Here is a 25,887-nt window from a genome sequence, read left to right on the forward strand (position 1 = left end):
AAATCATTTTTCACAAAGGCGGTGCTTATCATCTTTACAAGGATTATCAAGACAAAGGCTATGCGCGCAGTGTTGGTTATGCTAATAGCAGTCTCAAAGATTTACGATGGACGTCAAAAGGTCGCATCTTCGTACATAGCATCCTTTTAGATTGCGGGTTCGAAGAGATAGACGAGCCGATGCGCCAACAGTCCTTATTTAAACAAGGATAACACTTTCGCATACAAGCATACTTGCATACACACATACAGATATACACGCATACATACATATAATAAGAAGTCGCACTCCATGTGCGGCTTCTTTGTTTTGCGCAAAATAAAAAGACAGCGTTAGCTGCCTTGGGGATATGGGCTGTGCAAGTCCACATTTGAATCTAATTGAAAAACCAAAGATTGGAGCGAATAGTGAGTGACTAGCTCTTATTCACATAGAATGGAGGAGCAGGTGAGATTCGAACTCACGAACCGCCTTATAAAGACGGTTGCCTCGTTAGCAGTGAGGTCCCTTCGACCGGGCTTGGGTACTGCTCCATAATCGCCTAAGCTTGCTCAACTTAGGCAAAATCGCTTTTACACTTTTTACAGTGAAGGCAGCGTCACCTATCATGTTAGTTTAAGGTTAGGTTTGTTAAACGCAATATTAAGTAGTGTGTATTATTCTATGTATTTCACCAAATCAATGATTGGTCCAAAGTGATGTTCCACGATACTAACGTTGTTGTTGCTGACAAGCGTTAGTGCATCACTATATGCGGCTTGGTAATAAGCGATCTTTTTCTCCATGAAATCGTTTGGAATAATAATCCACTCGATAGAATCGAAGGCTTTTACCTTTACCATCATGACGTCTCTACGTTGATTTTGAACATTCGCTTCGATTGCAAGCTGAAAAGCTTCTACTAAAAGTTGTTTTTTAGTGGGAGACGAAAACATTTCGCTACCTCCTTCCTTGGAGAGAATGAGGATTCAACGCTCTGGCGAATAGGGCTGTTGAATAGCCATCGAAAAAGCAATTGTGTATTATTGGTGGAACTCTGCAGGATTTGCACCTGCCAATTCATCGCGGCCTGCAGCCGAGAGTCCATCGTAGACAGAGAAAGAATTTCTCTGCCCTTGTTTTGTCTGTATGAAAAAGTAAGACAATGCTCTTTAAACCTGTGTAGCTAAACACTTAAAAGGATGTGTAGATTGTGGCGGGTTGACTGGACCCATAATAGGAAGTCATCGTTGTATTGAAACAACCAGTAGGGGTATTGAGTCCCTATTGCAACCTTGGATGACTGATGTGGCTTACGCTGCCTTACAGCAATAAACCCTTTTGGAATGAAAGTAATTTCGTAGAAGATAATATTCTGTATAAAACACTTTTCATATCCACAACTCTTAGAGAAAAAATTCGAAAAAAGAAAGCTTGGAAATGAATCATTGCTTGTATAAAAAAGTAATCAAAAATGTTAGAGCCATAGTATGGAGATGTCCCCATTCTGCGGCATATGGCTCCGCCAGCAGGATTCGAACCTGCGACAACTTGATTAACAGTCAAGTGCTCTACCAACTGAGCTATGGCGGAATAGTATCCCCCGTTCGGGGGAAACAACAACTAAAGTATGAAAGCATGCTCGTAAACCTGTCTTGGTTACAAGAACAGTCTATAGGAACTCTTATCTAGTTGTCAATAAAATTATGTTACTTTTTCGCTATTAATGAGAAGTTTTTATAGAAATAAGGTTTATCTTCTAGTGGATAATTCCCATAAATTCGACATTCATCATACACATCCACTTCCATGTGCTTTTGATAGTGTGCATTTTTGGCGAATAATTCTGGTGTTTTATAGTGTTTCATTTGCTCTTCTGATAAAGCAAATTCCACGATTAAGTATCCTGCGTCTGCGTCTACTTCTGCGAAGTGTTGTACAGACTGAGCTGGTGGCATTGAAATAGCAATAATATGTAATAGTTCATCGACTTGCTCAATATGTTCTAAGTCGTCATAGAAGAAAGAGTAAACGTACATCTGTTTATTCATCCTTATGCCCTTTTGACATACAGATGTTCAAAATCCGTCATGTCTGATAAATCGAATGTTTTTTTGTTGATTGGCTCGACTGTTGCACGAGCATATGTAGTACCCTTTTGACTAAAGAAGTCATATGTAGTTAAATCATTGCGAATCCCGTTTAAAACGATTGGATTGATTTCTTCTTCTGGGAACACGCCTTCTAGCCCCAGGTTCATAAGTGCTTTATTCGCATTGTAACGAACATAAGCTTTTACGCTGCCAGATAAGCCTGTGCCTGTTTCTCCGTAAAGCATATCTGTATAATCCATCTCGTTATCGTATAAGTCCATTAAAAGGCTGTACGTCCACGCGTCTACTTCATTTTGAACGTCCTCACTAAAAGTCGCGCGAAGTTTTTGAGCTTCGTAGCCGACCGTCACGCCATGCAAACTTTCGTCACGTAAGATCAAACTAATTACTTCCGAAGAGTTACGTAGGATGCCTTGACCGCCTAAGTACAACGGATAGAAAAAGCCACTGTAGAATAAGAAGCTTTCAAGGAATGTTGAAGCTACGTACCCCTTATAAAGAGAAATGTCGTCATCTTCTTTAATATCGTTATAGATTTGAGAAATACGTTGCGCTTTATATTGAAGTTGTTGATTGGTTTTAACCCATTCAAACAATTCATCAATTTCTTTTTGTGTGCAAAGTGTCGTAAAGATATAGCTATACGATTTTGCATGCACCGCTTCAAAAGCATCGAATACTGCAAACAATGCTTTTAACATATTATCTTTTGTATACGCAGCAATTCGGTTCATACCAACGTTTGTTTGAACTGTATCAAGGAGTGTTAAACCAGCTAGTACCTTTTTGAAAACTTCTTTGAAATTGAAGTCTTTCCAAGATTTTCGGTCCTTACTTACAGCGATTTCCTCGGGAAACCAAATTTGGTTCCATTGTTGAGTCCATACAGACGCAACGAATGAATTCTCTTTCGACCAGTTAACTGCAGTAATCGGTTGTTGGTCTTGCATCAAAGCCATTGGTTTTTCTTGATTATCCTCTAAATTGAACATGCTTCGCACTCTCCTAACGATTGATTTTGTGCATATTGAGATGCACCGCCACGAACAGAAGCAAATTCTAAAATACGTTTTTGTTTCTTCTGTTTTTGACGAACGTAGTAAACTGATTTGATGCCTTTTTTAAATGCGTAATAATACGCTTTTGTAAGCATTTCTGTATTCCAATCGTCTGTGATATACAGTGTCATTGAAATTGCTTGGTCAACGTGTTTTTGCAGTGCTGCATATACGTCAATCATTGCGAACGGGCTTACTTCATAAGCATCTAAATAATTTTCTTCGTTTTCTTTTGTTAGGAATGGCATCGGGTAAACTGTACGAGAATCTTGGTAATCACGAATCTCTACTTTTTGGTTTACTGGTCCGACACTAGCTGTGCATGAACGCACATACGAAATACTGCCTGTAGGCGCGATAGCTAGTCGGTATGCGTTATAGACACCATGCATGTCAATTTGTTTTTGTAACGAATCCCACATTTCAACTGAAATAACAGGAACGTAGCCAAGCATGCGACGAGCAGTAGGCGTTGGATCAATATGCTGCGCTTTTTGACGAGCAGTGTACTCGCCCGTTGCATACTCAGATATTTCAAAGCCTTCAAACGAATGGCCATGTTTTTGTGCAAGCTTAGTAGAAGCTAGTAGTGAATAGTAATCTAATGCTTCTCCAAGGCTATCTGCAAAGCTAACTGAATCTGCTGATCCATATAAAACGTTGTGGAATGTACAATGACCTTCGAAGTTCATTAAGCCTAAGCCAATGGCATTCATGCGGTCATTCCCTACTTCTACAGAAGGAACGTTTACAATGCTAGTCATATCAGAAACATTACTTAATAGTTGAGTTGCTGTATCAACGAATTTACCGAAGTTTCTAATTGTAGCGCAAACTGCATGCGCATCAATTGAGCCTAAGTTACAGCTGACATCGAAACCATAAATGTTTGGTTTGTTTTTGTCGGTGATAACGCTTGTCTTTTGTGACTGCGCGATTTCTGTACATAAGTTTGTGTTTTTAATACGACCAATCGCTTTTAAAGGATTCGCATTGTTCATCGTGTCATCATTCATTTCGAATGGATAGCCCGATTCAAATTGGCTCTTCTTGATTTCTGTGTATAGGTCACGAGCGTTAAGGTATTTCAGTTTGCGGATTTTTGGGTTATCCAGCAGTTCGTAATACATTTCAGTAATTGAAATTTCGCTCATTCGTAAACCATATTCTTTTTTGATGTCGTATGGGCTAAATAAGGCCATCTCTGCATCACGTTCCATTAATTCAAAGAAGATAGCCGGAATAACAATACCGGTGCTTAATGTAGCTAGACGAATTTTTTCATCTGCATTTGATTTCTTTGTATCAATGAAAGCTTCAATGTCGCCATGGAAGATGTTTAAATAAACCGCCCCAGAGCCTTGACGTTGGCCTAGTTGATTACTATAGCCAAAGCCCATTTCTAATTGTTTCGCTACTGGTACGACGCCGCTTGCAGCGTTTTCAACGCCTTTAATTGGGTCTCCTTCGCAACGCAGGTCAGTTAAGTTAGATGAAACACCACCGCCAAGACGAGATAACTCTAAGCAATAGCTGTAGTTCTCACCAATCGAGTTCATCGAATCATCTAACGAAAGGATGAAGCACGAAACTAATTCTCCGCGCGCTTGCTTCCCGCTATTTAGGAACGTTGGTGTAGCTGGCTGATAGCCGCAAATAATTGCGTCAACCGCTTCTGTTGCAAGTTGCTTGTCACCACGAGCTAAATATAGCGCAGTAATAACGATTCGGTCCTCATAACGTTCTAAAATTTCTTTGCCATCCCGCGATTTCATTGCGTATGAATCATAGAATTTCGACGCTGACATAAAAGTCGAGAAGCGGAATTTGTAAGCGTAGGCTTGCTCATATAGCGACACGATGAAATCCATGTCGTACATTTCAAGCACTTCTTTTTCATAATAGCCCGCTTCGACTAGGAATTTAATTTTATCCTCATGGTCGATGTACGAGCGTAGTTTTGGAATCAATACATCAAGGAAGTATGAGCGTGTAGCTTCCATATCCTTGTTTCGATCAATAACACCTGTTGTTTCGTATTCGTTTAACAGTTCGTTATTCAGCTTTAAAAATTGCTGCATCATTTCTTCACCTTTTCATTATAAAATTCTTGAATAGCCAGATAGTCATGCGAACTCCCTCTTAAATCGAGTTTGCGGACTATCGGTATATTGAATTTTATTGAAAGAATATCCGCAGACTTCGCAAAGTTTGCATGACCGAAATTATTGTTTCCAGAAGCAACAACACCTACGCAGTATGCATGATTTTTAAGCATATACATCAATACTGGTTGAGGTACCTGACCTAACATATCGGTATAGGTCACGAGCAGGAATGGACGTTCTGCAACTGGCATTTCTTCTAAAGAATAAGAGCCGTCTGTATCAAGTTTTGATACGATGTGTCTCACATTTCCTGTGCGTGACGCATAAACGATCAATTATTCTCCTGTGGAGTTAACATTTGTACATAACCTAAAATGCGTGGCATTGTGATGTACTCTCCATCGTCGGTCTCTAAAACCGGTGCCGTTGAGAATCCAGCTTTTCGTAATACTTCTGCTGCTTCTTCGTCAAATTCAACGTTTACAATTTCATAGGAAAGATCTTTTGAATCCATTAGAGTCTTTGCGATATTGCAACGTTGACAATTTGTAGTTGTATATAATTTCATGTGTTTTTCCTCCTGTTATAAAGCCCAGGGGTAACACGAGACATTCTTGTTTGAAAGGCGCTCGTTGAAGTCGATACCCCAGAAAGCTACGAATTAAATGTCGTAAAGCCAATGAGAATCGCTTGTTGACCAAGCATAAACTCTAAGCTATTTTCTTTCTGTGTGTATTTTCCTTCTTTATATAACGAGTGAATGCGTTTGTTTATAACTGAAACAATCGTTTTGAAGAACTCATATGAAATATGGACTTCTAGTAAAAAAGTTATTCCGTCTTTTCTATGTGTATCTAGCACTTTTGTTACGACAAAAATATCGCTATCTTGATACCCATAGTCGACGTATGGACAGCAGTAATTTACAAGCCATTTCGTTGATACGCCGAATAGCGTAGCTACTTCTTCTAACTTGTGCGGATAAGGATTATCTGTTGCAGTTTCGTCTGGTACTGTTGGATACAACAATACATATGGTGAATAGCTTTCACCGAAGGAACGATAAAGCTCATGAATGAGTGAGCGCATCACTTCTTTGTTGCGGGCATTTTGAATAATGTCTGCAGTGATAGTCTCGGCTGTACGAAGAAGTGGAATTGTTTTATTAGTCATGAAGTTGGCCAATAGTGGATCCATAAGAATACGTTCATAGCCTTCGTCTGTTAATAGAATTTCTCTCGTCTCTCCTACCATTTCAGATACATAATCAATATCTAGTTGGTATTCGTTCTCACCGCACCCTAAATCAATTTGCGATAATACTTCATCAATGCGGTAATCTTCGCATCCTAATTCTGCTGCTACATCCTGTATAGTTTTCACAGTTTCACCTCCTTTGCAATAAGCTGGCAGTGCCTATTGTTCAGTTGATTTCAAGTAGCCTGGGTAATTATCTTGCATATATCGACACATTTTTTCGTCATGAAGGCGAACGCATTTAGCTGGGACTTTTGTGTTGCTACGTGGACCGTATTGCAACCACAATGCTAAATATTTATTGTACTCTTCCGGCACTTTGTTATAGCAAAACTTGTTGATAATGTTAGCCACATAATCTGGATTCATTTCAATTTTCGATGGATCCAGCACTTCGCCTTCATTCCAACCGATGCTTTTATAAAATTCTATCAAGTCGCCCTTACGTGTTAAAGCACGACGGAAGTGTCTCGGCAGTTTAAATGTTTTCATCATGAGCGAGTATGTTTCACGAATCGGTAGCCATCTCCTGTACCTAGTTCTGTTTCAACTGGGAACATAGATTTGTAGCTCTCTGGAAACTTCGTGTCAGAAAGATATGTATTTTCTACGTGCGTTACAAGGCAATCATGCACAAATGGCAATGCCTTTTTATAGATTTCTCCCCCGCCGATAATGAAAGTTCCTTTTGGGTAGCGAACCACAATGCTTTCTCGACGAGCGTAGTCTAGTGCTTGCATCAAAGAGTTAAATACGATGCAGTTAGGTTGATTAACGTTATATAAACGATTGTGAGTCACAATGACGTTCATACGGTTAGGTAGTGGTTTGTTAAGTGATTCGAACGTTTTGCGCCCCATAATCACAACACCATTAGTCGTTTGTTCCTTAAAGAATCGACGATCTTCTGGAATGTCCCATAAGATTCTTCCTTCGTACCCTATGCCATATGCTTTGTCGTGAGCCACAATCATCGTAATGTTTCGATGTTGTTTCTTCTTCATATGTTTCTCCTATACAGCAACGGGTGCTTGGATTTTTTCGTGCGATTGATAGTTAGTTAATGTGAAATCTTCTGCAGTTAATTCAAACAGCGGCTTGTCAGCAATCGTTACCGAAGGCAGTGGGTAATGATCTTGTTGATGCGTCAGCTGTTGTTTTGCTTGCTCGAAGTGATTTTTATACAAGTGAACGTTTTGACCTGTATAAACAAGATACCTTGGCGTTTTGCCAATCTCTTTTGCAATCATCATTAATAGTAGTGCATAGCTCGCGATGTTGTACGGAAGTCCTAAAAATACATCCGAGCTACGCATCATGAACGATAAGTCGACATATTCGTCTGTTATATTCATTTGAAAGAACATATGGCAAGGCGGCAGTGCTTGCTTTGGTAAGTCTTTCGGATTCCATGAGTCCACAATGATACGTCGGCTACTTGGATCGTTTTTGAGCAGTTCTAATGCTTCCGACAACTGGTCAATTCCAGTATTCGGTTCAGAACCGCGCTCGTCACAATACCCGCCGTAGTTACGCCATTGGTGTCCATATACAGGGCCTAGTTCACCCCATGTTCGAGCGAATTCGCTATCTTTAAGAATCATATTCTCAAATTCGCGCATTTCGTCTTTATATGCCTGCGTCCCAACAGCTGGCTTATTCCCAGTGTAGCTATTACTTTCTGTCCAGCGTTTGTATGGCCACTCTGTCCAAATATGATTGCGCTGTTGTAGCAGCGGCAGAATATTTGTTTGGCCAGAAACGAACCATAACAACTCTGTTAAAATTAATCGGAAAGATGTCTTTTTCGTTGTAAGAAGCGGAAAACCATCTCGCAAGTCAAACTTCATTTGATGGCCGAAAATCATCTGTGTACCTGTACCAGTACGGTCAGCAGACGCTTCGCCATCTTTAATCAACTGACCTAACAATTGGCAGTATTGAGTATCAAGGTCATTAATCATATAGTTCTTACGTCCCTTCAAAGGTAGTGAATATAAAAAATAGAGAGGCTTTAGCCCCTCCATCATTATACTTTAAGGCGTAATAAGTAACAACCTTTTCGTAGTATTTGTATCTTTTTGATTATTAGTAAATAATTTGGCAGATTATTTGGCAGATTTGATTGGAATGACGTCTGCTGTTCGCACAATGATAATGGTCGCGCCAGCAGTCATTTTACGTTCCTTGATGTGTCGGGCAGAGATTTTAAATTTATCTCGGTAATCAGCACGATACTTCACTTCTGCGAAGTCATCTGTTGCCGCTACCATTGAAAGGAGATATGGACGTAAGCGAATTCTGGTGGCTTTATCAAAGCTACGGAAGCGTTGATGCTTCATCACCATATCGCGTGTGCAGTATCCATATTTGTTAATAAGCAGTCCCACGACCTCGTGGGCATCCCTTACAAAGTTTTTTTCTTTGAAGTAGTCCTCGTTTTCCGCTTGAACATAATGTTCATCTGCTACTTCTTTTGAAAGCATTGCTTCTAAAAACTTATGTGATACTTGGCTCGGATAGATTTTTTTACTACGCAATTCTTTATGTTTCCGTTCAGCATCTATTAATGTTTGGACACTGTAGTCTGGTATGGAAATATAATTGACTCGATATTTGCGCATGACGCCATCACTCGATGATTGTTTAAATATCATGTTGTACGATTTTTCAACAATTCGCTTATCTACTTCATCGTTCGATTTATATTTAATCAATCCTAGCAGCGCTAAGTAATGCATTTTCTGTGATACCTTGGACGTTGACAGTTTCGATCCAGTATCAATGCAGTAACGCTCCGCCAATCGACGCACAGACAAGAAACAAAGGAGTTCAGATGATTTCACATACTCTTCGTCTAAAATGCTCTGTCGTGCTTCCTGTAGCACTGAGCGTAGCATTCTATACATATCGTTGTTGCGCTCTCCTAAGAAGGAAGCTAATTCGGGTGCTGCCTCTGCAATATTTGGCAGGTAGAGGTAGTCCTCATAATCAACAAGCTGTAGTTTCATCTTTTGCTCATACTCTGTTTCAATCTGAATGCCTAATATATGATAAAGCTTCTTCACCGCTTCTTTGTGGCTAACGTTCAGAATCTTCGATAGAAGTCCGAATATGTCGATATACTTACTGCTCCCCATGTCTTTACACGAATAACAATGGTAGTGGTAAGTTCCGTTTGGATGTTGTTCAAAACAAGCTGATGGATTATGGTCGTCATGTCCTGGCAGTATGCATGAAAACTTTTCTCCTAGTTGTTTTCCAAACAGTAAGTGTAATGGGTAATACTTAGCTGTTGTAAAGAATAGTCCTTTCATCCTTACTCCCCCAAGGGTTACAGCTGTTTCTCCATTGGTAGAACAGTACTCTTTAATTATTTTATTAAAGAGTTCTGTTCCCACAGTGGAAGACATAGCATGAGCCTTAGAGCCACAAGGGTTTGCAGCTAGTTGAGTGACAACAGCTAATCGTTTACGTTGAGCATATACCATCTTTTCATTGATTTCGAAGTGATAAGCAGGCTCTACATATGGTTTGTTGATAGACGTTGATATATAACTCTTTGTTACATTCTTCTCAGGGACAATCGTATTATCGAATAGGTGCTTACTAACTACGTTACTGTCGTCTTCGTATACGATTTCTTTTCCTGGGAAGTAAATGCGTGAGCGATCATACACGCAACGACTATCAACCACGTTGTTTCCTTCAATGTCGAACATTGCATATAAACCAGTTGCTACACGATTAAATTCATCAAGTGAAACAGCTGGTTCATCTAATTGGAATAACACACGATATTTTAAATGGCTTGGCAGGCTTGAGTATGTTTCATAAACACCGAATGGCATGATTCCATGTTCATTACTAATACTTAATATTCTACCAAGGTCGAGATAACATTCGTCTGGTGCAATGTCATCATCAATGAGATTGTCTATATCGAGTGCAAAAATACTTTGAGACTGCCAATGCTGTTGTGTCAGACTATCTTTACTGAAGTCGAAAGATCCTGGCACAAAACTATAACCGTCTACTGCTTGTTTGAGCAATTCGCTTGGGGCAATCTGGCATTGATGACCATTTAGAAACGTCTTCTTTAAAAAAGCTGCATAAGTCGTACAAGCTTCCTTTGATAGAAGCTGACGATTATGCAGCAAGACGTTATGAATCATTAAACCCCTTCCCTTCTTGCAAGCTACACGACAAGTAACTGCTCCATTGTAACATTAAATAGTTGTGATAGGCTATATAGCACAGACACATTACAAGAGCGTTCACCTTTTTCGATTAACCAATAGCCAGTTGGGGTTTTATACCCAAGGTAGTCAGCGATGTCACTAATCGAGTAGCCTAATTCTGTACGATGCTGTTTTAAGGCATCTAAATCTACAGTAGCGCGGTTCATATGATTCACCTCTTTATTCTTTTAATAGGGGTTCGTCATATTATTACCGCATGTAAAACGTGTATTACTCACGTTTTACGAATAGATGTTTGATTTTAGTAAAGATTTGTTTGAAGATACTAGGTTTTGGAGCCATATACGCATCGTAAGAAGCTTTTTCTTCTTTCGCTGGTTCTTCTCCCACTTTTACATCTGAACGCTCTCCTGCTGCATCTGTGAATGTTACAGATGGTTCTTCTGTTCGAATTGTATCTAGCAGTTTAACAAAATGAACTTGGGCAATTAAAATGTCACCATCTAGGCCTTCATTATTAGTTGTCTTAACTGATTCATTTGCTTCAAGTTTGTATTGTTTCACACCCTCAAAGAATGTCATTGCAAACATAGCTTCTTTTTTATCGGTACCAGTAGGCTCTTCCGCAATTACTTTCTCTGTATCTGAAATAACACGAAAGACTTGGCCGTTGTTACGAACTTCATAATAACAATTATATGGTTTCAATAATCCAGATTCGAATGGAATAATTCTCCCTTTCATAATTATGCTGCCGCCTTTCTTGGATGGTAGTTTTTATTTTGGTGTAAATACGCACGTAGCGCTTTTGTGTTAGCGAAGTAGTAAACATTGAAGTCGTTATTTTTCTTGTTCTTAGAAACTCGAATGCAACGGAATCCGCTTCGTTGTAAGTCTTGCGCAAGTGTTAATTTAAAAATTGGGTACTGTAAGTCATTTTTATTCATGATGGCCTCCTATAGCTCAATAGCTTCGTTTAACGTTTCGACTGTCACTTCCGCTGGTAATACTTGCAGTAGCTCTGTTAAAACAACTGTTTTATCTTGTCCACGATGCGCAGCAATGCGTTTTGCATAGCTATCCATAATGGTAATTAAATTCATTTCTTCGTTGATGTAGCGAACAACGTCAACCGTATAAAACATCGGAAGGCTTGTATAGAAACTGCATCGTAAACCATCTAACATAGGCACTCTGTTGTCCTCTAAGGCCGTATTCCATAGTTCAGCGCGTTCTTTCTTCTCCATCTCACTAAGACCTTCTAACGCTTCATCTGTGTAACTATACTCTTGAAAAACTTCTAATGTATCAAAATAGCTTTTTACAACTGGATTCACTGTGAATAGCATAGCTAACGTATGTGTACGAAGTGGAAACAAAATGAGCTCAGATTTAAAGTCGAAGCTAGGTTCCAGTACACCTTGTTGTTCAATACGTTGTTCTGCATGTTGCATAGTTGAATAAGCAGTCATAAAACTGCCAGCTCTTTGACTTGGGGCTTCATCTTTAAACAAACGATACATCTCACCAAAAATAGCCCTTTCCGCTGGATCAATGCGCGATAAAAATAATGCATTGATAGCTAGATTGGCAGCGGTACGAATGACCGCATCTTTGGTTAGCTCACGAATGGCCGAACGCCATGTGTGCATTTTCTCACCTAAATCAGGTAAGGATGTAATAGCTAATTTATAGCCGTTTTTAATTTGAATCATATGAAATCCTCCATTAAAAAAGCCCGAATTAACGGGCTTAAATTTATAAGTTATGTTTTAAGTATTATGCACAAATGCTATCTGCAAAGATGCGTTTAGTAACGATGCTATGTATAAGGCTGTTGATTTTTTGTGGACACGATGCATCCGATTCTCGAATCATATTTAATAGATTCGGAATGCTTTGTTCGTAGTGATGGTCGACTCCAACTTGTTCGACAACTCCTTGCACAAACTCCACGAAACGTTTTCGATTCAACTGATAAGAACGAATTCCATAAAATTTTTCTGCGAACAATTTACAATCTTTTTCATTCATAGTACGTGGATACTTGCCTTTTGCGTAAGCGACAATTTGATCTTCCCAATATGTCATGCGCAATCGCCCCCTTAATAGTTTGTTACTATTAGGATAACTGTTTATTGGGTATTTTGGCAAGGGTATTAAATTAAATAGCTAACAAAGGTAGTGCGTTAGCCGCTTCAATTCGACAAAATTCGTCTTTTTCTTTTTTTTCGATTGCTTTCTTTAATTCTTTTTTGTACTCGTCTGAATAGGCTTCGACTAGGCCGCTTAGGTTTGGTTCTAAAGCGTCTCTGTAATGTCGTAGGTCATTCGATAAGGCATTCTTCGAAACGATTGGTGTGTCCTGTAGATACGCACCTAGCACGTTGTAAAGTTTTGTGTTCACATCTTTGCTTACTAAGCGGTTATAAGACATTTTTGCTTGGTTTAAACCAGACTGACCAATTTCTAAACAAACTTCATATTTATCTGTCTGCTTATTCTTCATAACGACGATAATTGTTCTACCAGATAATAAATGGTGGTCGTATGTTCCAACACAGTGATGCATTTGTTTGCCGACTAAAATTAATTCTTTCGTATCTTGTACGGCATAGAATTCATAGTCATTGATTTTACGGTTAAAGACGTTAAGCATTTCTTTAGAGTACTCAATATGTTTATTCGGCTTTCCTTCTGAAAGAGCATACATGTATAGCTTATCGTGAAGTTGATGCATATTCCGTATGCCTTCGCTCGCAATCTTATCCAACTCTTTTTTAGGCGTTCTGACGAAATTATCAAGCAGGTCGGAATAAAAAGTCGGATCTTGTTCGTCGATGACAGCTTGTAATGACTGATTCATTTGTTTTTCACTCGCAAATGACTTTTTTAAAAATCTTGCGAATTGGTTACGCATCGTTTGCAATTTAACTGGTTTGTATTCTTGCTCTGGATTGGTGTAACGTGCTGTATAATGAGGCTCTAAGTGAAGTGTGAAAGGCCCTTTTTTAGACGATCTTACGCGGATGTTATTTAAACAGTTGTACAGAACTTCACTATTTGTAATCGCACTTAAAAAGATAAATTCCTTTGAACGAATTTGATGTGATTCTAAATTGTATGGAGAAAGTTTTGGGCCATTATCTTCTAGCATTAGATTTTCCTCAATTCCTTGGTGAAAGCCTAATAAGTCTCGTTGGGAGTTTCGACGGCTTTCTGTTTTCTCAAAGTCGTCGATTGATGACGCGAATAACCCTTGTGATTTTTTAGATGAAGCAGGCAATAGTGCTTTTAATGCCTTGCTTTTAGAATCTCTGCAGGCAACTGGTACCATAGATAAAGGAATATTTGAACCTGGTAACGTCAGGCCAACCGGCGTAGCAATAATGTTGAGAATTTCTTGTGTAGAATTTCCTTGGGCGAACATTTTTGTGGCAACAGACGAATGGGTTCTCACTCGTGAATCTTTTGAGCGAATGAATGCAGAAATCATTTTAGCTGATAACATTTCGAAAGGAGTGACTTGTGAACGATTTCGCAATGGGTTGTAAAGATTTTCAAAAATAGTATCTACCGCATCACCATATTGGTTTTCACCAATTCGTGAGAAATCTTTTATATTGATAACCGAGAAGCCGTCATCAATGCTTAAGTGTTGAGCAGCTCCCAACTGCCCGTTTGAAACGAATCGAACATGACTTTTTCGTGATGGTAGCGTAGTAACAAGGTATAGCTTCTGTGAACGTTTATTAAACGTTAGTGTGTAACGGGTAGATTGCTGTACAGGGAAGAATGAATATTCCCCCTCCTCACCTTTCCCTCTAAAGTGAGTAGACGCTGCATCGGCAGACAAGCAGTACGATCTACTTCCAATTGATGAAGAGCTTTGTCTTTTAAAGCTTGAAAGAGGATCTTTATTGACATCGACAGTGTTAAGAAAGTGCTTCTCTTGGCGTAAACGAACTTCTCGCTCATGCTCTTCGGCCGCTGAAACGACCGATGAATTAGGTAAAGGATTTTGATAAAATACGTTCGTTTTTAAAGTGAAAGCTGTGATTTTGATTTTTTCTTCATCTTCATTCGTATATAAGGAATGTAGTGTATTCCCTATGAAACGGAATTCGTCATTACCACAGTATGGACAAACATGGTCTTTGTGAAGCTGTAGACTGGCGCGAGATGACATTTTTTGATTCAAATAATACGCTAGTTTTTCAATCGTAATAGGGAAATGTTGAAGGTTATGTACTGAACAGTTGCATGCATAAGACATAACGACTGGACAATCTTTGTTTTCAGCGTCCTCCTCTTCTCCCTCAGTCTCGATACTTTGAATAGGAAAAACATTAATGATGGCTTGCTGTGGAGCGTAAGCCCTAGATGAAACAGAAATTTCATTATAAATTTCTTTTAATGATTCTTCACTGCCATCGTACTTAGATTGATAGTCAAGCATGCTACTTGCAGTGTAATGTGTTGAATAGTCATTTCTGTCCTTTGAATATGTGTGTAGTAATCCTGTAATCATGAGAATCCCGTCCTTTTTCGAATAAATTATTAGATAGTAATAGTGTTACGAATTACGCTAAAAATGCCAAGATTGGACCATAGTTTGGTGGAAGCTGTCCACCGATACGCTCGTTGGCTAAACCTCGCGCTAAAGTCATGTGCATAGAATTCTTTGAATTATTGGCAGAATGCACGATCACCTTTTGCGCAGATGGATATTGTTGCAAACGCTGGATAAATGAGCTGAATTTTAAATCTGCTTCTGTAAATCCGTACTTGTGTAGATTGTATTCATAGTTGACATCGACTTCATTGAGCTTTGAAGAAATGAAGTCAAATACGCTATATGTTAAATTGGTGAACAAATTGATGTTCTTATATCCATGCTTTAACACAACATAAGCTAATGTAGTTGCTGCTTGATAATAGGTAACTTTCTTTGCGTGTTCCTCAGACATTCCTTCGGTGTTTAATACGCGTCCGTAATCTGCAATAACTACCTCCTGCTCACTTATGTCTTTTGTATTTTTAGGCGCTTTACTCATTGTAGTGATGACAATATGAAGCCCTACCTTTGTGCCATTGAATTCTTGCGCTAGATAGACATTAAATAAGCGTTCTTTGTTCATGAAATCTTCCAACTCCTTCTTATTTTGAAAGAATGCTGGCAGTGTGAATGAAGCGTCTAATTCCGCTAATTCAAGCATTCCTTTTCGTGTCAAAATAGTGTTATCACAAATAGTCGTGCCGTCTGATTTGACAGCTTTGCGAACGAAGTAATAGAACATATTTAGTTATCTCCCTTTTGATAATAGAGCCGTCGCTTGGAACATATTTTGATGTTCTACTGAACGATTTTTTGCTCGTAGATTAAACTTGAATGGTTTTGATCGGCCATTTGTAATCGCATTTGAATGCATTAATAGATTTTCTTTGAATGTAAGATTGTTGATTTTCATTATGTATTCCTCCAATATTTGAATAAAAAAGAAAAAGCCCCCCAATGCTGGAGGCCTCTTCTTTTAGAATGATTCTAAAACTCTTTGCAATTGAACAACGTAATCATGGCAACCTGTAACGACTTCGCCAGATTTTTGTGCGTTCAGTCGAGTTAAGTGTTCCACTGGTACGTTTATATAGAATAAGCGAGCTAAATGGTTGTCTCGATACTCCGCTTCTTCTTCGATATGTTCTTCTGAAAGACCATGCTTTTCTGGATTTTCCAATTGATCGTTCATTGAAACGAAACATTGTTGAATCAATGGAATGATATTCGCTTCAAGTAATTGTCCTAATAGGATGACATCTTTATAATTCTTTTCCTCCATGAAGTAATCTGCTACTACTTCTAAAGAAAGTAGCGACTTCATGATATGCGCAGCTGTTGCCGCAACATAGTTTTCCGTATCGCCGAATGTGATTTGTGACTGAATACATGTGAATAATGATGCTCTATGAGCTAATAGCTTGTGCGTATTTAGTGATTCTAGCACGCGTTTTGACGCATCCTCTTGTTCTTTTCGCTCTCTCGCAGGAGCAGCTTCATTTAAGAATTCTAGGACCTGTGCGTCTCTTTCGTCGTTTAAAGTAAAACCATTCGCTTTTAAGACAGCAAACATCTCATTAGCAGTTAGCTGCTGAGTATGCTGGTTGTTTTGAAGTAAAGATTTTGTCATGCGTAGAAACCTCCCCTTTTGTCATTTTTCCGCCGATATAAAATACATCAGTACCAGGTAATGCTTTAGGGATTGTACTTAATGAAAGTGAAAAGTTTGTCGCATGATATACACGCATTCTCTTCTCGCATTTATGGCATTTACAATAAGTGAAGCCAACAGCTAAATAACGACGGCCAACTTGACCGCAGTCTGGGCATTGGTATAAGCAACGGAACATTCTAGTGCCGTCATCAGCAATATAATAGCCATTCTTTTTAGCAGAATCTTGTACAATATTCGGATTGACCGTCACTGGAACAGATTTATTATCTAGGGACGGGGTAGAAGAACTTGCCTTCACCATCGCTGCAGCAAACGAATTGTTCACCACAGCCCCCTTTAATGTGCCTTCGTTTGATTCTTCATTTTGGTTTACAACATCATAAAGTGCAATGGTAGGCTCGGCAGGTGCTACTAATTGCGGTTGAGATTTTTTAACGTTTAATTCTGGCTCAACTTTTGATGTTGTTTTTGTTGATTCGGCAATAGGCAGTTGCACAACTTTTTGTGGAGCAATCACCTTCGTAGTGACGTCGCTCGCTAAGAATGCTGCCATTAATTCGGCAGACGGTTCTTCATCTGATTGAAGAAGTAACGATAATTTCGTTTCGGCATTTTTAATTTGAAGTTTGAACATAGTCGGGTTTCTCCTCTTGGTTAAAAGATATTTGAATTTGCTCGAGTTCTTCTATGGACTCGATTTGATAAACTTTGTGCAAAAAATCTTTCTTAGCTTCTTTTGTACTGTAGTACTGTTCAAAGAAATCGTATCCTTTTGGCAGTTGGATCATCTTTACATGTAAAATATATCGAATGTAGTCTGTGTACGATCGAATGGTTTTAAATGCATGCTCCTCTCGGCTGGTTAAATTACGCAGCGAGAACAATAATCTAGCAATATGTTTTGAATCTAGTTGATAGATATTCTGTACGAAAGGTTCATTGAACAAGATGCTAATAAAGTTGCTTAATACTTTTTCATCAGCGTTGTAGCGGGATAAAATCCCCAATGCTGTATCAAATGCATCGCATTGTTCAGCATAAAGAGCTGGAGATGCGATACAAGTAGACAGGGTTTCGGTATTGCCGTAGAAACGTGCATGACTTTTACAAAATGGGCAGATTAAAAAGTCATTTGTATCACGTATTCCTACTGCTTGAAGCGATGTTTGTCTAAGCATCTGCCCATTACATTCTGGGCATTTTATTTTAGACTTCATGATTCGAAAAGAACTCGTGGCAGTAATAAGAGTTCTCTCCTTCTTTAAATGTTGCTGTTGGCGCCGCAGATGAATACAAGAATAAAGCGCGTCCACGTTCATTGATATAAACGATGTGATCTTCCTTGATAGAAGAAGCATGATATTTATTTCCATCATGTTCAACTGGATAATCTTTTAAATCATCAATTGTGTGCTCTTCATAATTTGTCAGTAGGATAAGTCCTTGTTTCGTAAGGACATTTCCTTTTGCATCTGGTGTACCAATTAAATAAACGAAATCTTCTTTTTCAGTTGATTCGATAAATAAATTCATAGTCGGGTTCTCCTTTGTAAAGGACTGAGTGAAGCAAAGAAGCCAGTTTAGGTCAACCTACTCTTGGCAGAGAGTATTGTTAGGTTCTCATAAAACAATGGCTTTTGTGATTTACATTCATTCGTTTTCCTCACTTTTGGAATTAATGCTGTTTGCGTGCAAGTAACACATTTAATGCGGTAGCGGTATTACGATCTTTTTGAGAAAGATGGTTAGACGTTTTTGATTGTAAGTCCATCGCGCGATAAAAATGTGTAGCAGATTTATAAATAGTATCTTCTGTCATGTATTTTTGAGCTTTGGTAAGCTGTCGATTAGACAAGAAGGTGTACCACAAATCTGTCACTTGTTGTTTGAATCTTGTTGAGCGAGACAACGTATTATTCCTCCTTTTTAGTAAGTAGGTCGATGCTAATAAGCTGTCCCTGTGTACGTTTAATGATGCTGTCTGCTAGAGCACCAGCTTCTTTGAACGTTTGGACCATTGCCCCGCTGTGAGTTTGCTGATGCGTAATACCATCAAAATAACGGATGATTACAGGGAATAGACCTTCTGGCTCATTACCTCGTGAACGCATCGTACGACGGTTAACTAATTTTTCTGTGAAACTTAAGAAAGATGTGGACTCTCTTGCGACTGATTTCCTAGTGTCTCCAGGGATATAAGTCACGCTTTTTTGTTCCATATCTTCTTTTTTTGGTGATTATTTGACATTTTTAGCACCTCTATTATTATCTAATACTTCTAGCTGTTTAACAATCTCTTTTAATGCAATGTTTGCTCTTTTTTTGATGGTATTATAGTCTTTATATCTTAATCCTGAAATTAGATAGTCCGGTAACGATATATTTGAGCCGGTATTTAGAACTATGAGCGTACGTTCGTTCAATAGGGCTATCTCATGATGACACCTCATAATGCTGCTCATTGTTTTTTGAGCAATTTGCTCATTTGTTAAATTTGGATGTTCTTTAAAGACGTCTTCCAATTGAATACGTACGCCCATTTTTACCAATCTCCCCTTATGTGTAGTTGACAACAAGAGCCATTTTTCCGATGGAACGACTGTATTCAATCATCCCTCTTGTGCCAGGACTTTTTCCGTCCCAAAAACAAACAACTGCATCGCTTCTATTCGCCATTTCTCGGTTACGAATATGACCTGCAGCGTTCCCATGCTTGCTCCAGTCAGCAGGCATGATATGTAGTTTTAAATTGTTCTTTCGTGCAAAACGTTCGCCCGTACGATCTGCTCCCCTAGCATGGCCAGAGATTATTTCTACTTGGCTATGGTCAAGATGGCGAATCATATTTGAAATAATACTATCTAACATGGCGTAGTCTGTGAAAGTTCTACTGCCAGCTATAACAAGCCGAAACATTCCTATCACCTCCTCTAATTTAATTCGCTAAAGTAGGCGTTCATTGGCGAGATGCAACCCAAACTCGTGTTTTGCACCCCTAAAAAACAAGAAAACTGCCGAAGCAGCCTTCTTGTCAGATAAAAAAGGCGATCTCCCATAAAGGAAATCGCCTTAAAACTAGGTTGACTAGACCATAGCTCGGTATAGTAAAAGACATTTTGTATCTATTACAATACACAACTCTATTTGAGTATAATGGCTGAACAATAGAAAAGTCAATCCTTCAGTTAAGCGACAATAGCAATGATTTCTGATTGTCGGATAACTAGATAAGTTACGCCATCGTATTGGACAGGTGAACCAGCGAATGGTTCAAAGACGATTACGTCATCTTTTTTAACGTCTAACGGTTTTGTTACACCGTTATTTAGTAAGAAGCCTGTTCCTACCTCTACTACTTTTGCTAATTGAGATTTTTGCTTTGCCGAATCTGGCAATACAATAAGCGAAGATTTCTTTTCTTCTTCCTCCACTTCCATCACTTTGATTACTAATTTATCTCCTAATACTTTAAGCATGAATATGCCCCCTTGAATGTTATGAAAATATGTTGTTTTATATTTTAGCATTGGTCATATTAGGAGTAAAGTTATAAATTTTCGACAAAATACAACAAAATAAAAAACCGCCGAAGCGGTTCTTTGTTAATGTGCCGCAGCGCGATTTTTATTAATGTAATGAATAATGAATGTAATGACGAATGCGCCACCTACAATAATAAAGAATAGTGCGTGTGACATTTCGTAACCTAGTACACCAGCAAGCATTTTAAGCGCGATAATTGCAATTAGTACGTATGCTGTTGTTTCAAGTTCTGGCACCACTTCTAATAGTTTTAAGAACATTGTTGCGATAGTACGCATCATGATGATACCTAGTACACCACCGACAAGTAATACCCAAACTTCATTAGAGATAGCAAATGCTGCAAGGATTGAATCGACTGAGAAAGCTAAATCCATTAATTCAACCATAACAATTGTTGCCCAGAACGTACCAATTAAACGTTCTAGTAGGCCATGCTTGAATTCATGACTCTCTTCATCTTCGTCTTTGTTTTTATCTTTGAAGTATTTATATACTAAGAATAGTAAGTAAGCAGCACCGATAACTTTAATGTACCAGAATTGTACAATGTATACGCCAATACCGATGAATAAGAAGCGGAAGAAGAACGCTCCAATCATTCCGTACATAAGTGCTTTCTTGCGTTGAGATTCTGGTAAATGTTTAACCATTACTGCTAAAACTAATGCGTTATCGGCTGAAAGTAAACCTTCCATGATAACTAATGTAAGGATTAATCCCCACGCTGTTGGGCTTGATAAAACTTCTACCCACATATGCCAATCAAAGAAACTAGCGTACGTGCTTAAAATCGAATTTAAAATATCCATTATTTAATAACTCCTAATTCTTTTGCTTTTTTATACCATTGTGGCATTTCATTTAAGATACGTTTGTACAGGTCATTATCGTCAATTGAGGCAATGTCGCCAGCATTGAAGAAGTTTGCATTGTCAATGTAGCGACCATGCAAGTCATCCAATTTTTCTAAGAACGGGAACCCACCCCAAGGAGAGTTGATGCCGATGAACTGCCAGAATACCGGACGATTAGAAAGTTTCTTGATTAGAGCTTCTGTTTGATCTCGGTCGGAATTGGCACCATCTGTGATGAAGAAAACAACAAGCGGATCGCCAGTAGTATACGTTTCTTTTTGCTCTTCTACTTCTTTTGTACCGAAGATTGAAGATAGGAAACGTTTTTTCTGTTTCACTTCTACTGTTCGAGTGACATGCTCCATTTTGAAGCGATTAGAAATTTCTTGCATAACAGGTGCATATTTTGTGCCGCCACCAATTGATAATCGGTCAAGAATACGCTCCTCAACATAGTTTTCTAAAGTTCTACGAGTTGCCGGTGCCGTCGTGTAGGCATTTCCGTTGAATGGAAATACTTCGATTTTTTGATTGCGGTCTAAATTGATGCCAATAGCGAGTAAGCGTTCCACCAAATCCTGAACTGTACCATTTTGGAATGTTGAAGACATTGAACCAGAAATATCAAGTGCGACAGCCACTTGGATATTCTCACCAAATTGAATTTTTTCTAATTGGATTTTAACGTTCTTAACGCGTTTTTCTAAGTTAATAGACATGATGAATCTCCCTTATTTTTTAGTCGGATAGTAAATTGATTTGTTTATGCTTGTAAGCCGTAGTCGTTTACAAGAGCTGCTAAACCACCAGCATAGCCAGCGCCAACAGCATTGAATTTCCATTCTCCGTTATGGCGGTAAACAGAACCGAATACAAGAGCTGTTTCGATAGAGAAATCTTCACCTAAATCAAAGCGCATAATTTCTTCGTCGTTTTCTGCATTCACAATACGGATGAAGGCATTGCTAACCATACCGAAGTTTTGGTTTCGTTTTTCTGCATCGTAGATTGTTACAGTGAAGTCAACACGCTCAGTAGATGATGAAACTTTTTCTAAATCAACACTAAGTACCTCATCGTCACCTTCTCCACCACCTGTTAAGTTGTCACCAGAGTGAGTAACCGCACCAGTTGGATCTGTTAAGTTGTTGTAAAACACGAAATCTTCATCGCGTACAGCTTTACCATTAGCGTTTAATAAGAAAGCTGATGCATCTAAATCGAAATCTGCTCCGCCATCGAATTGTTTTACATCCCAACCTAAGCAAACGTTTACGCGTTTTAGGTTACGTCCTTTTGTTAAGTCAATTTTTTGTCCTTTTTGTAGTTGAATAGCCATGTTAAATCTTCTCCTTTTTATTATGTGAATTTTGTAGTTTTTCAATTGTTAAACCATCAGATGGTCCATGCTCATAGTCCTCGACAATATCGAAGTCATCTGCTTCAAATGCCCACATCATCATACGGATTTTTGTTTGAATTTTGATATAAGCCAGTCGAGCTTCTTCATATGCTTGAAGCGGCGAATCTTCATTGAATCCGTCGAAAAAGCTTTTAGATAGTGACTGCAGTTGATCTAATTCATCGTATAAATTTTGATTGAGTGAAGCATGGTGTAAATCATTGCCTTCATTGATTACATAGATGTTATACCAACGTCTATAAGTTGCAAGAATGTCTTTCTCAATCTCAATGATGATTTTGTTTCTATAATCAGCATTGAACAAGCAATCTCTTAACAATCCTTCAATTATATACGGAGTGGCAGCCACGATTACTTTTTCCAAATCAAAATCTCTGAAATGCTCTTTGTGAAACTCATTGGCGCGGTAGCTAATATAATCTTGTTCTTCTGGGGAAATTAGAGTCATCAATTTTCTTCGCCCTCCAAGAATTCATCAAATGATTCACGAATAGATGTTTGAATCCAATCTTCATAATCATCTTTTTCATAATTATATGTGCTATCAAATGCCGCTTTTTGAGCTGTAAGAATTGCTTCTTGTGGCATCTCTCTATATTCATCTTCACTGATAACATTTAGCATGCAACGCTTAACATCCTCTTGCTTTTGAAGTTCGTCATGCTGGTAGAGAAGGTATTGATAATCAAAATCGAGCGCAAGCTTTCGGATTAAAGAATCCTCCTCTAAGTTTGAGCATAATGAAATAAGCTCTTTTAGCTTCGCATACTCTGTTTGCTTCTCGATTGAAGGTAATTCGTATGTCTCTCCCATGTTATGCTCCCCCTTAGTAGACGTCTGGTAATCCTAATACTTCTTCGATTTCTTCTCGGATTCTTGTAATTACGCCAATATCAAAATGCATATCTACTTCGTCGCTCATACATCCATTTTTTAAATTCAAATCTGTGCGTATCGCATTATTGTATTCAGTAATGATTGTTCGCATTGCCTTTGTAATTGCACCGTCTACGCTGTCTTGAAGCGCCATCTGAGTATCAGTTGGACCATCCTCGTCATATCCGTACTCTTCTGAGTAAGATACTCCTGTATCAAGTTCTTCATCTTCTAGTGAAAGGTTTGGATTCACGAGTTCAGCAGATTTTAAGCTAATCTTTCCAGTACCATTTAGATTAAATTGCATGCGCACATGCGCGTCGTTCGTATCAGTTGGACCGATCATCTCATTCAGTTGCGCCAATTTATCAATGAATCCGATAAGCTCGTCATAATCCGCTTGTGTTAATAAGTTGCCACCGCATTTTGGGCAAGGCTTATTGATGTACTTTGGATAATCGTCAAAAAGGACATTCATATTCGTATAATTACAATCTTCGTTATCGCATTTAAGACCATAAACGTTCATGTTTTCTTCCATTATTGAATACCGCCTTTTGTGCCAGTTGAGCCGAATCCATTTGTACCACGAGATGTTTCGTTAAGCTCGTCTACAATCTGAATTGATGGCGTGACGATTGGTGAGATAACAATTTGCGCAATTTTATCGCCTTTTAAAATTTGATACGAATGTGGAGCTGTTCGCTGTTCTTGGTCAGGCGCTTTGTCTAGTGTATAGATAGATTCCTCATGTGCAGATACCATTGAGATGTTTCGAACGATAGCACCTACTTCTCCACGATAAGGTGAATCAATCGTGCCTAATTCGATATGTAAATTCGTGCGAGATGTAATACCAGAACGTTGACGAATTGTTGCTTCATAACCCTCTGGAATCGCCATCTGAAATCCCAAAGGAAGGATATGTGTTTGCATTGGCTTGATTAGAATATCTTCTGTGGCGAATACGTCCATACCAGCATCCGTTGCATTTGCTCGAACAGGAACTTTCGTATTGTTTGGTAATAATTTAATTTGAATAGTGTTCATGAGTAGTCTCCCTTTTGGATAGTAAGTAAACTCAATCGTTACAAGGCAGTGTGAACGATTAAGCAAGTATTTGCTTGGTTTGTATTGTAGCGTCAATGCCCATCGAAGAAATCACATCTGAAATGGCGAGTATGAAATCTTCATATGAGGGCATGAATCTTTTCTTAATAAGTATTTGTGACTTCGCTGCAATGTCATCCATAACTTCTTCATCTAATTCAAGACCAAATTCACTATTGATAATTGTGTGATAAGGACTTGAATTAAAAGCAGGTTCGTTTTGAGAAGCATCGGAATCACTTATCTCATTTGATTGGATTCTTCGGGCATACATGATTGTATTGTCATCTACGTTGTTATTAATAACGTCGCTTAAGACTTTTCTTAGTAAATCTTGATTGCCCACGAAAACTATATCCTCCTTCTATTGTTGTCTGAGTGTTTTGATGTATTCATCATTCAATTCTTCATGTGAAAGAATAGTAGATGATTCACAAACAACACTCTTTGTTAATTTTAAATCATTTATCTTAGATAAGATAGACTTTAGTAACGATTCGATGTTTAAAATTTGCGAAAACCCAGCGTCTATAGCCTCAATAGGCGTTCGACCATAGTAGGTATCTTGCGCTAAATCGGTAATGTTCTCTAAATCATGCCCTAAATTTTCAATGATAACTTGGCAAGAAGTATTTCGATATTCTCCATCGTGATCGAATTCTAATGCATATGAAGTCTCCAGGTAGCATCGAATTTCTTTCATCACATCAATTACAATATCTTCGTAGTCGGCGAATAAATTTTTACTTGATGCTACGTGTTCACTGACAACATGAGAGATGATAGTTTTAACTCTTTCGTTGTCCCAGTTGTTTAACTTAGCTTCTTTTTTGATAGCGTCCTCTTTGAGTAAGCTCGCTAACAAAGCATCGAATAGAATGTTTTTTTCGTTGTTCATATATTTCATCTCCTAAGCAGTTTTAGTCCAAAGATTTTTTTCTTTTTCTGAAAGAAAAAAAGTCACTTGAATGATGGCATCGCCTTCATCCATATGTGACTTTGCTCCTTCAAGTGTTTGAAATGCATGGTCTACCAATTTTTTTACCATTGGTGTAAAACTTTTTGTTCGGTGGTTATAGAGTAAATCGTTTCGCTTGATAACGTAGCCTGTAAACATGGTTCTCACC

General features: G+C 38.5%; 38 protein-coding genes, 2 tRNA genes and 1 pseudogene. 1 reads left to right on the plus strand and 40 read right to left on the minus strand.

Annotation, left to right across the window (positions count from 1 at the left end; genetic code table 11):
• Nucleotides 1-212, plus strand: a pseudogene (locus KTHG_RS21670) (hypothetical protein); the annotation flags it as partial.
• 224 nt (nucleotides 213-436) lie between these two features.
• Here KTHG_RS21670 and KTHG_RS15780 read toward each other — a convergent pair.
• The 40 genes from KTHG_RS15780 to KTHG_RS15970 all read right to left on the minus strand — a co-directional run bounded on the left by KTHG_RS15780 (nucleotide 437) and on the right by KTHG_RS15970 (nucleotide 25,877).
• Nucleotides 437-533: transfer RNA gene (locus KTHG_RS15780), tRNA-Ser, on the minus strand.
• Between the two features lie 123 nt (nucleotides 534-656).
• Nucleotides 657-935, minus strand: coding sequence for a hypothetical protein (locus tag KTHG_RS15785; RefSeq protein ID WP_139995048.1), 279 nt, complete (start codon nucleotides 933-935; stop codon nucleotides 657-659).
• A gap of 561 nt (nucleotides 936-1,496) precedes the next feature.
• Nucleotides 1,497-1,572: transfer RNA gene (locus tag KTHG_RS15790), tRNA-Asn, on the minus strand.
• 116 nt (nucleotides 1,573-1,688) lie between these two features.
• Complete coding sequence (locus KTHG_RS15795; protein WP_139995050.1) at nucleotides 1,689-2,030, minus strand: hypothetical protein; 342 nt, start codon at nucleotides 2,028-2,030, stop codon at nucleotides 1,689-1,691.
• A gap of 2 nt (nucleotides 2,031-2,032) precedes the next feature.
• On the minus strand, nucleotides 2,033-3,043 hold the full coding sequence (gene nrdF, locus KTHG_RS15800) for a class 1b ribonucleoside-diphosphate reductase subunit beta (RefSeq protein WP_139995403.1): 1,011 nt from the start codon (nucleotides 3,041-3,043) through the stop codon (nucleotides 2,033-2,035).
• A 29-nt stretch (nucleotides 3,044-3,072) separates the two neighbouring features.
• A complete protein-coding gene (gene nrdE, locus KTHG_RS15805; RefSeq protein ID WP_255512488.1) occupies nucleotides 3,073-5,235 on the minus strand; it encodes a class 1b ribonucleoside-diphosphate reductase subunit alpha in 2,163 nt (720 codons plus the stop codon).
• Nucleotides 5,232-5,594 (minus strand): class Ib ribonucleoside-diphosphate reductase assembly flavoprotein NrdI, encoded by a 363-nt coding sequence (gene nrdI / locus KTHG_RS15810; RefSeq protein WP_139995052.1) that lies wholly within the window; start codon nucleotides 5,592-5,594, stop codon nucleotides 5,232-5,234. The genes nrdE and nrdI overlap by 4 nt, the downstream gene beginning before the upstream one ends.
• The gene (locus KTHG_RS15815) at nucleotides 5,591-5,827 is read right to left on the minus strand and encodes a glutaredoxin family protein (RefSeq protein ID WP_139995054.1); all 237 of its coding nucleotides are present in this window, start codon (nucleotides 5,825-5,827) and stop codon (nucleotides 5,591-5,593) included. Before KTHG_RS15815 ends, nrdI begins: the two co-directional genes overlap by 4 nt.
• 86 nt (nucleotides 5,828-5,913) lie before the next feature.
• The gene (locus tag KTHG_RS15820) at nucleotides 5,914-6,642 is read right to left on the minus strand and encodes a hypothetical protein (RefSeq protein ID WP_139995056.1); all 729 of its coding nucleotides are present in this window, start codon (nucleotides 6,640-6,642) and stop codon (nucleotides 5,914-5,916) included.
• A gap of 33 nt (nucleotides 6,643-6,675) precedes the next feature.
• Complete coding sequence (locus KTHG_RS15825) at nucleotides 6,676-7,011, minus strand: hypothetical protein (RefSeq protein WP_139995058.1); 336 nt, start codon at nucleotides 7,009-7,011, stop codon at nucleotides 6,676-6,678.
• Entirely contained in the window at nucleotides 7,008-7,520 is a 513-nt protein-coding gene (locus KTHG_RS15830) for a dihydrofolate reductase (RefSeq protein ID WP_139995060.1), read from the minus strand. The genes KTHG_RS15825 and KTHG_RS15830 overlap by 4 nt, the downstream gene beginning before the upstream one ends.
• A 9-nt stretch (nucleotides 7,521-7,529) precedes the next feature.
• Nucleotides 7,530-8,480 (minus strand): thymidylate synthase, encoded by a 951-nt coding sequence (locus KTHG_RS15835; RefSeq protein WP_186439670.1) that lies wholly within the window; start codon nucleotides 8,478-8,480, stop codon nucleotides 7,530-7,532.
• 144 nt (nucleotides 8,481-8,624) lie between these two features.
• Nucleotides 8,625-10,691 (minus strand): CHC2 zinc finger domain-containing protein, encoded by a 2,067-nt coding sequence (locus KTHG_RS15840; protein ID WP_139995064.1) that lies wholly within the window; start codon nucleotides 10,689-10,691, stop codon nucleotides 8,625-8,627.
• Between the two features lie 23 nt (nucleotides 10,692-10,714).
• A complete protein-coding gene (locus KTHG_RS15845) occupies nucleotides 10,715-10,924 on the minus strand; it encodes a helix-turn-helix domain-containing protein (protein WP_139995066.1) in 210 nt (69 codons plus the stop codon).
• A 64-nt stretch (nucleotides 10,925-10,988) separates the two neighbouring features.
• Nucleotides 10,989-11,462, minus strand: a complete 474-nt coding sequence (locus KTHG_RS15850) for a hypothetical protein (RefSeq protein WP_139995068.1) — start codon at nucleotides 11,460-11,462, stop codon at nucleotides 10,989-10,991.
• Between the two features lie 2 nt (nucleotides 11,463-11,464).
• The gene (locus KTHG_RS15855) at nucleotides 11,465-11,665 is read right to left on the minus strand and encodes a DUF5659 domain-containing protein (RefSeq protein ID WP_139995070.1); all 201 of its coding nucleotides are present in this window, start codon (nucleotides 11,663-11,665) and stop codon (nucleotides 11,465-11,467) included.
• A 9-nt stretch (nucleotides 11,666-11,674) separates the two neighbouring features.
• Nucleotides 11,675-12,433 (minus strand): hypothetical protein, encoded by a 759-nt coding sequence (locus KTHG_RS15860; protein ID WP_139995072.1) that lies wholly within the window; start codon nucleotides 12,431-12,433, stop codon nucleotides 11,675-11,677.
• A gap of 64 nt (nucleotides 12,434-12,497) precedes the next feature.
• Nucleotides 12,498-12,809, minus strand: coding sequence for a hypothetical protein (locus KTHG_RS15865; protein WP_139995074.1), 312 nt, complete (start codon nucleotides 12,807-12,809; stop codon nucleotides 12,498-12,500).
• A gap of 73 nt (nucleotides 12,810-12,882) precedes the next feature.
• A complete protein-coding gene (locus KTHG_RS15870; RefSeq protein ID WP_139995076.1) occupies nucleotides 12,883-15,249 on the minus strand; it encodes a PcfJ domain-containing protein in 2,367 nt (788 codons plus the stop codon).
• Between the two features lie 52 nt (nucleotides 15,250-15,301).
• Nucleotides 15,302-16,018, minus strand: coding sequence for a hypothetical protein (locus tag KTHG_RS15875; RefSeq protein WP_139995078.1), 717 nt, complete (start codon nucleotides 16,016-16,018; stop codon nucleotides 15,302-15,304).
• A 6-nt stretch (nucleotides 16,019-16,024) separates the two neighbouring features.
• The gene (locus tag KTHG_RS21495; RefSeq protein ID WP_186439671.1) at nucleotides 16,025-16,189 is read right to left on the minus strand and encodes a hypothetical protein; all 165 of its coding nucleotides are present in this window, start codon (nucleotides 16,187-16,189) and stop codon (nucleotides 16,025-16,027) included.
• A 63-nt stretch (nucleotides 16,190-16,252) separates the two neighbouring features.
• Nucleotides 16,253-16,906, minus strand: a complete 654-nt coding sequence (locus KTHG_RS15880; RefSeq protein WP_139995080.1) for a hypothetical protein — start codon at nucleotides 16,904-16,906, stop codon at nucleotides 16,253-16,255.
• Complete coding sequence (locus KTHG_RS15885; RefSeq protein ID WP_139995082.1) at nucleotides 16,854-17,585, minus strand: hypothetical protein; 732 nt, start codon at nucleotides 17,583-17,585, stop codon at nucleotides 16,854-16,856. Before KTHG_RS15885 ends, KTHG_RS15880 begins: the two co-directional genes overlap by 53 nt.
• On the minus strand, nucleotides 17,566-18,129 hold the full coding sequence (locus KTHG_RS15890) for a hypothetical protein (protein WP_139995084.1): 564 nt from the start codon (nucleotides 18,127-18,129) through the stop codon (nucleotides 17,566-17,568). Before KTHG_RS15890 ends, KTHG_RS15885 begins: the two co-directional genes overlap by 20 nt.
• Nucleotides 18,130-18,157: 28 nt before the next feature.
• Nucleotides 18,158-18,484 (minus strand): hypothetical protein, encoded by a 327-nt coding sequence (locus tag KTHG_RS15895; protein WP_139995085.1) that lies wholly within the window; start codon nucleotides 18,482-18,484, stop codon nucleotides 18,158-18,160.
• A 142-nt stretch (nucleotides 18,485-18,626) separates the two neighbouring features.
• Nucleotides 18,627-18,860: a hypothetical protein gene (locus tag KTHG_RS15900; protein WP_139995087.1), complete on the minus strand. Its 234-nt coding sequence runs from the start codon at nucleotides 18,858-18,860 to the stop codon at nucleotides 18,627-18,629.
• A 4-nt stretch (nucleotides 18,861-18,864) separates the two neighbouring features.
• Nucleotides 18,865-19,170: a hypothetical protein gene (locus KTHG_RS15905; protein ID WP_139995089.1), complete on the minus strand. Its 306-nt coding sequence runs from the start codon at nucleotides 19,168-19,170 to the stop codon at nucleotides 18,865-18,867.
• An 18-nt stretch (nucleotides 19,171-19,188) separates the two neighbouring features.
• Nucleotides 19,189-19,491, minus strand: coding sequence for a hypothetical protein (locus KTHG_RS15910; protein ID WP_139995090.1), 303 nt, complete (start codon nucleotides 19,489-19,491; stop codon nucleotides 19,189-19,191).
• A gap of 16 nt (nucleotides 19,492-19,507) precedes the next feature.
• Nucleotides 19,508-19,867: an SLOG family protein gene (locus KTHG_RS15915; protein ID WP_139995092.1), complete on the minus strand. Its 360-nt coding sequence runs from the start codon at nucleotides 19,865-19,867 to the stop codon at nucleotides 19,508-19,510.
• Between the two features lie 269 nt (nucleotides 19,868-20,136).
• Entirely contained in the window at nucleotides 20,137-20,427 is a 291-nt protein-coding gene (locus KTHG_RS15920; protein WP_139995094.1) for a GroES family chaperonin, read from the minus strand.
• Between the two features lie 126 nt (nucleotides 20,428-20,553).
• Complete coding sequence (locus KTHG_RS15925) at nucleotides 20,554-21,306, minus strand: TerC family protein (RefSeq protein WP_139995096.1); 753 nt, start codon at nucleotides 21,304-21,306, stop codon at nucleotides 20,554-20,556.
• Complete coding sequence (locus KTHG_RS15930; RefSeq protein WP_139995098.1) at nucleotides 21,306-22,070, minus strand: VWA domain-containing protein; 765 nt, start codon at nucleotides 22,068-22,070, stop codon at nucleotides 21,306-21,308. The genes KTHG_RS15925 and KTHG_RS15930 overlap by 1 nt, the downstream gene beginning before the upstream one ends.
• A 44-nt stretch (nucleotides 22,071-22,114) precedes the next feature.
• Nucleotides 22,115-22,690 carry a TerD family protein gene (locus KTHG_RS15935; protein WP_139995100.1) on the minus strand — a complete coding sequence of 192 codons (576 nt, stop codon included), beginning with the start codon at nucleotides 22,688-22,690 and terminating at the stop codon, nucleotides 22,115-22,117.
• Nucleotide 22,691: 1 nt separating this feature from the next.
• On the minus strand, nucleotides 22,692-23,222 hold the full coding sequence (locus tag KTHG_RS15940) for a hypothetical protein (protein ID WP_139995102.1): 531 nt from the start codon (nucleotides 23,220-23,222) through the stop codon (nucleotides 22,692-22,694).
• Nucleotides 23,222-23,587: a hypothetical protein gene (locus tag KTHG_RS15945; protein WP_139995104.1), complete on the minus strand. Its 366-nt coding sequence runs from the start codon at nucleotides 23,585-23,587 to the stop codon at nucleotides 23,222-23,224. Before KTHG_RS15945 ends, KTHG_RS15940 begins: the two co-directional genes overlap by 1 nt.
• A 13-nt stretch (nucleotides 23,588-23,600) precedes the next feature.
• Nucleotides 23,601-24,191 (minus strand): hypothetical protein, encoded by a 591-nt coding sequence (locus tag KTHG_RS15950; RefSeq protein ID WP_139995106.1) that lies wholly within the window; start codon nucleotides 24,189-24,191, stop codon nucleotides 23,601-23,603.
• Nucleotides 24,191-24,700 (minus strand): dUTP diphosphatase, encoded by a 510-nt coding sequence (locus tag KTHG_RS15955; protein ID WP_139995108.1) that lies wholly within the window; start codon nucleotides 24,698-24,700, stop codon nucleotides 24,191-24,193. Before KTHG_RS15955 ends, KTHG_RS15950 begins: the two co-directional genes overlap by 1 nt.
• A 58-nt stretch (nucleotides 24,701-24,758) precedes the next feature.
• Nucleotides 24,759-25,106: a hypothetical protein gene (locus KTHG_RS15960; RefSeq protein WP_139995110.1), complete on the minus strand. Its 348-nt coding sequence runs from the start codon at nucleotides 25,104-25,106 to the stop codon at nucleotides 24,759-24,761.
• Between the two features lie 18 nt (nucleotides 25,107-25,124).
• Nucleotides 25,125-25,658, minus strand: a complete 534-nt coding sequence (locus tag KTHG_RS15965; RefSeq protein WP_139995112.1) for a hypothetical protein — start codon at nucleotides 25,656-25,658, stop codon at nucleotides 25,125-25,127.
• 12 nt (nucleotides 25,659-25,670) lie between these two features.
• Complete coding sequence (locus tag KTHG_RS15970; protein ID WP_139995114.1) at nucleotides 25,671-25,877, minus strand: hypothetical protein; 207 nt, start codon at nucleotides 25,875-25,877, stop codon at nucleotides 25,671-25,673.
• Nucleotides 25,878-25,887: the final 10 nt, after the last annotated feature.

It is taken from the genome of Kurthia sp. Dielmo (assembly GCF_000307285.2).
Taxonomy (GTDB): Bacteria; Bacillota; Bacilli; order Bacillales_A; family Planococcaceae; genus Kurthia; species Kurthia populi.

Bases quoted from the DNA above. Each gene is read 5' to 3' on its own strand.
- KTHG_RS15930 (WP_139995098.1), bottom strand. From the start codon at position 22,070: ATGTCTATTAACTTAGAAAAACGCGTTAAGAACGTTAAAATCCAATTA.
- KTHG_RS15950 (WP_139995106.1), bottom strand. From the start codon at position 24,191: ATGGAAGAAAACATGAACGTTTATGGTCTTAAATGCGATAACGAAGAT.
- KTHG_RS15970 (WP_139995114.1), bottom strand. From the start codon at position 25,877: ATGTTTACAGGCTACGTTATCAAGCGAAACGATTTACTCTATAACCAC.
- KTHG_RS15830 (WP_139995060.1), bottom strand. From the start codon at position 7,520: ATGAAGAAGAAACAACATCGAAACATTACGATGATTGTGGCTCACGAC.
- KTHG_RS15850 (WP_139995068.1), bottom strand. From the start codon at position 11,462: ATGAAAGGGAGAATTATTCCATTCGAATCTGGATTATTGAAACCATAT.
- KTHG_RS15840 (WP_139995064.1), bottom strand. From the start codon at position 10,691: ATGATTCATAACGTCTTGCTGCATAATCGTCAGCTTCTATCAAAGGAA.
- KTHG_RS15920 (WP_139995094.1), bottom strand. From the start codon at position 20,427: ATGCTTAAAGTATTAGGAGATAAATTAGTAATCAAAGTGATGGAAGTG.
- KTHG_RS15825 (WP_139995058.1), bottom strand. From the start codon at position 7,011: ATGATGAAAACATTTAAACTGCCGAGACACTTCCGTCGTGCTTTAACA.
- KTHG_RS15835 (WP_186439670.1), bottom strand. From the start codon at position 8,480: ATGATTAATGACCTTGATACTCAATACTGCCAATTGTTAGGTCAGTTG.
- KTHG_RS15890 (WP_139995084.1), bottom strand. From the start codon at position 18,129: ATGCTTAGACAAACATCGCTTCAAGCAGTAGGAATACGTGATACAAAT.
- KTHG_RS15815 (WP_139995054.1), bottom strand. From the start codon at position 5,827: ATGAAATTATATACAACTACAAATTGTCAACGTTGCAATATCGCAAAG.
- KTHG_RS15905 (WP_139995089.1), bottom strand. From the start codon at position 19,170: ATGGAACAAAAAAGCGTGACTTATATCCCTGGAGACACTAGGAAATCA.
- KTHG_RS15855 (WP_139995070.1), bottom strand. From the start codon at position 11,665: ATGAATAAAAATGACTTACAGTACCCAATTTTTAAATTAACACTTGCG.
- KTHG_RS15785 (WP_139995048.1), bottom strand. From the start codon at position 935: ATGTTTTCGTCTCCCACTAAAAAACAACTTTTAGTAGAAGCTTTTCAG.
- KTHG_RS15965 (WP_139995112.1), bottom strand. From the start codon at position 25,658: ATGAACAACGAAAAAAACATTCTATTCGATGCTTTGTTAGCGAGCTTA.
- KTHG_RS15880 (WP_139995080.1), bottom strand. From the start codon at position 16,906: ATGACAAAATCTTTACTTCAAAACAACCAGCATACTCAGCAGCTAACT.
- KTHG_RS15940 (WP_139995102.1), bottom strand. From the start codon at position 23,222: ATGACTCTAATTTCCCCAGAAGAACAAGATTATATTAGCTACCGCGCC.
- KTHG_RS15925 (WP_139995096.1), bottom strand. From the start codon at position 21,306: ATGGATATTTTAAATTCGATTTTAAGCACGTACGCTAGTTTCTTTGAT.
- KTHG_RS15875 (WP_139995078.1), bottom strand. From the start codon at position 16,018: ATGTTCTATTACTTCGTTCGCAAAGCTGTCAAATCAGACGGCACGACT.
- KTHG_RS15895 (WP_139995085.1), bottom strand. From the start codon at position 18,484: ATGAATTTATTTATCGAATCAACTGAAAAAGAAGATTTCGTTTATTTA.
- KTHG_RS21495 (WP_186439671.1), bottom strand. From the start codon at position 16,189: ATGAAAATCAACAATCTTACATTCAAAGAAAATCTATTAATGCATTCA.
- KTHG_RS15885 (WP_139995082.1), bottom strand. From the start codon at position 17,585: ATGTTCAAACTTCAAATTAAAAATGCCGAAACGAAATTATCGTTACTT.
- nrdE (WP_255512488.1), bottom strand. From the start codon at position 5,235: ATGATGCAGCAATTTTTAAAGCTGAATAACGAACTGTTAAACGAATAC.
- KTHG_RS15955 (WP_139995108.1), bottom strand. From the start codon at position 24,700: ATGAACACTATTCAAATTAAATTATTACCAAACAATACGAAAGTTCCT.
- KTHG_RS15845 (WP_139995066.1), bottom strand. From the start codon at position 10,924: ATGAACCGCGCTACTGTAGATTTAGATGCCTTAAAACAGCATCGTACA.
- KTHG_RS15870 (WP_139995076.1), bottom strand. From the start codon at position 15,249: ATGATTACAGGATTACTACACACATATTCAAAGGACAGAAATGACTAT.
- nrdF (WP_139995403.1), bottom strand. From the start codon at position 3,043: ATGCAAGACCAACAACCGATTACTGCAGTTAACTGGTCGAAAGAGAAT.
- KTHG_RS15860 (WP_139995072.1), bottom strand. From the start codon at position 12,433: ATGATTCAAATTAAAAACGGCTATAAATTAGCTATTACATCCTTACCT.
- KTHG_RS15795 (WP_139995050.1), bottom strand. From the start codon at position 2,030: ATGAATAAACAGATGTACGTTTACTCTTTCTTCTATGACGACTTAGAA.
- KTHG_RS15910 (WP_139995090.1), bottom strand. From the start codon at position 19,491: ATGGGCGTACGTATTCAATTGGAAGACGTCTTTAAAGAACATCCAAAT.
- KTHG_RS15935 (WP_139995100.1), bottom strand. From the start codon at position 22,690: ATGGCTATTCAACTACAAAAAGGACAAAAAATTGACTTAACAAAAGGA.
- KTHG_RS15865 (WP_139995074.1), bottom strand. From the start codon at position 12,809: ATGACATATTGGGAAGATCAAATTGTCGCTTACGCAAAAGGCAAGTAT.
- KTHG_RS15915 (WP_139995092.1), bottom strand. From the start codon at position 19,867: ATGTTTCGGCTTGTTATAGCTGGCAGTAGAACTTTCACAGACTACGCC.
- KTHG_RS15945 (WP_139995104.1), bottom strand. From the start codon at position 23,587: ATGGGAGAGACATACGAATTACCTTCAATCGAGAAGCAAACAGAGTAT.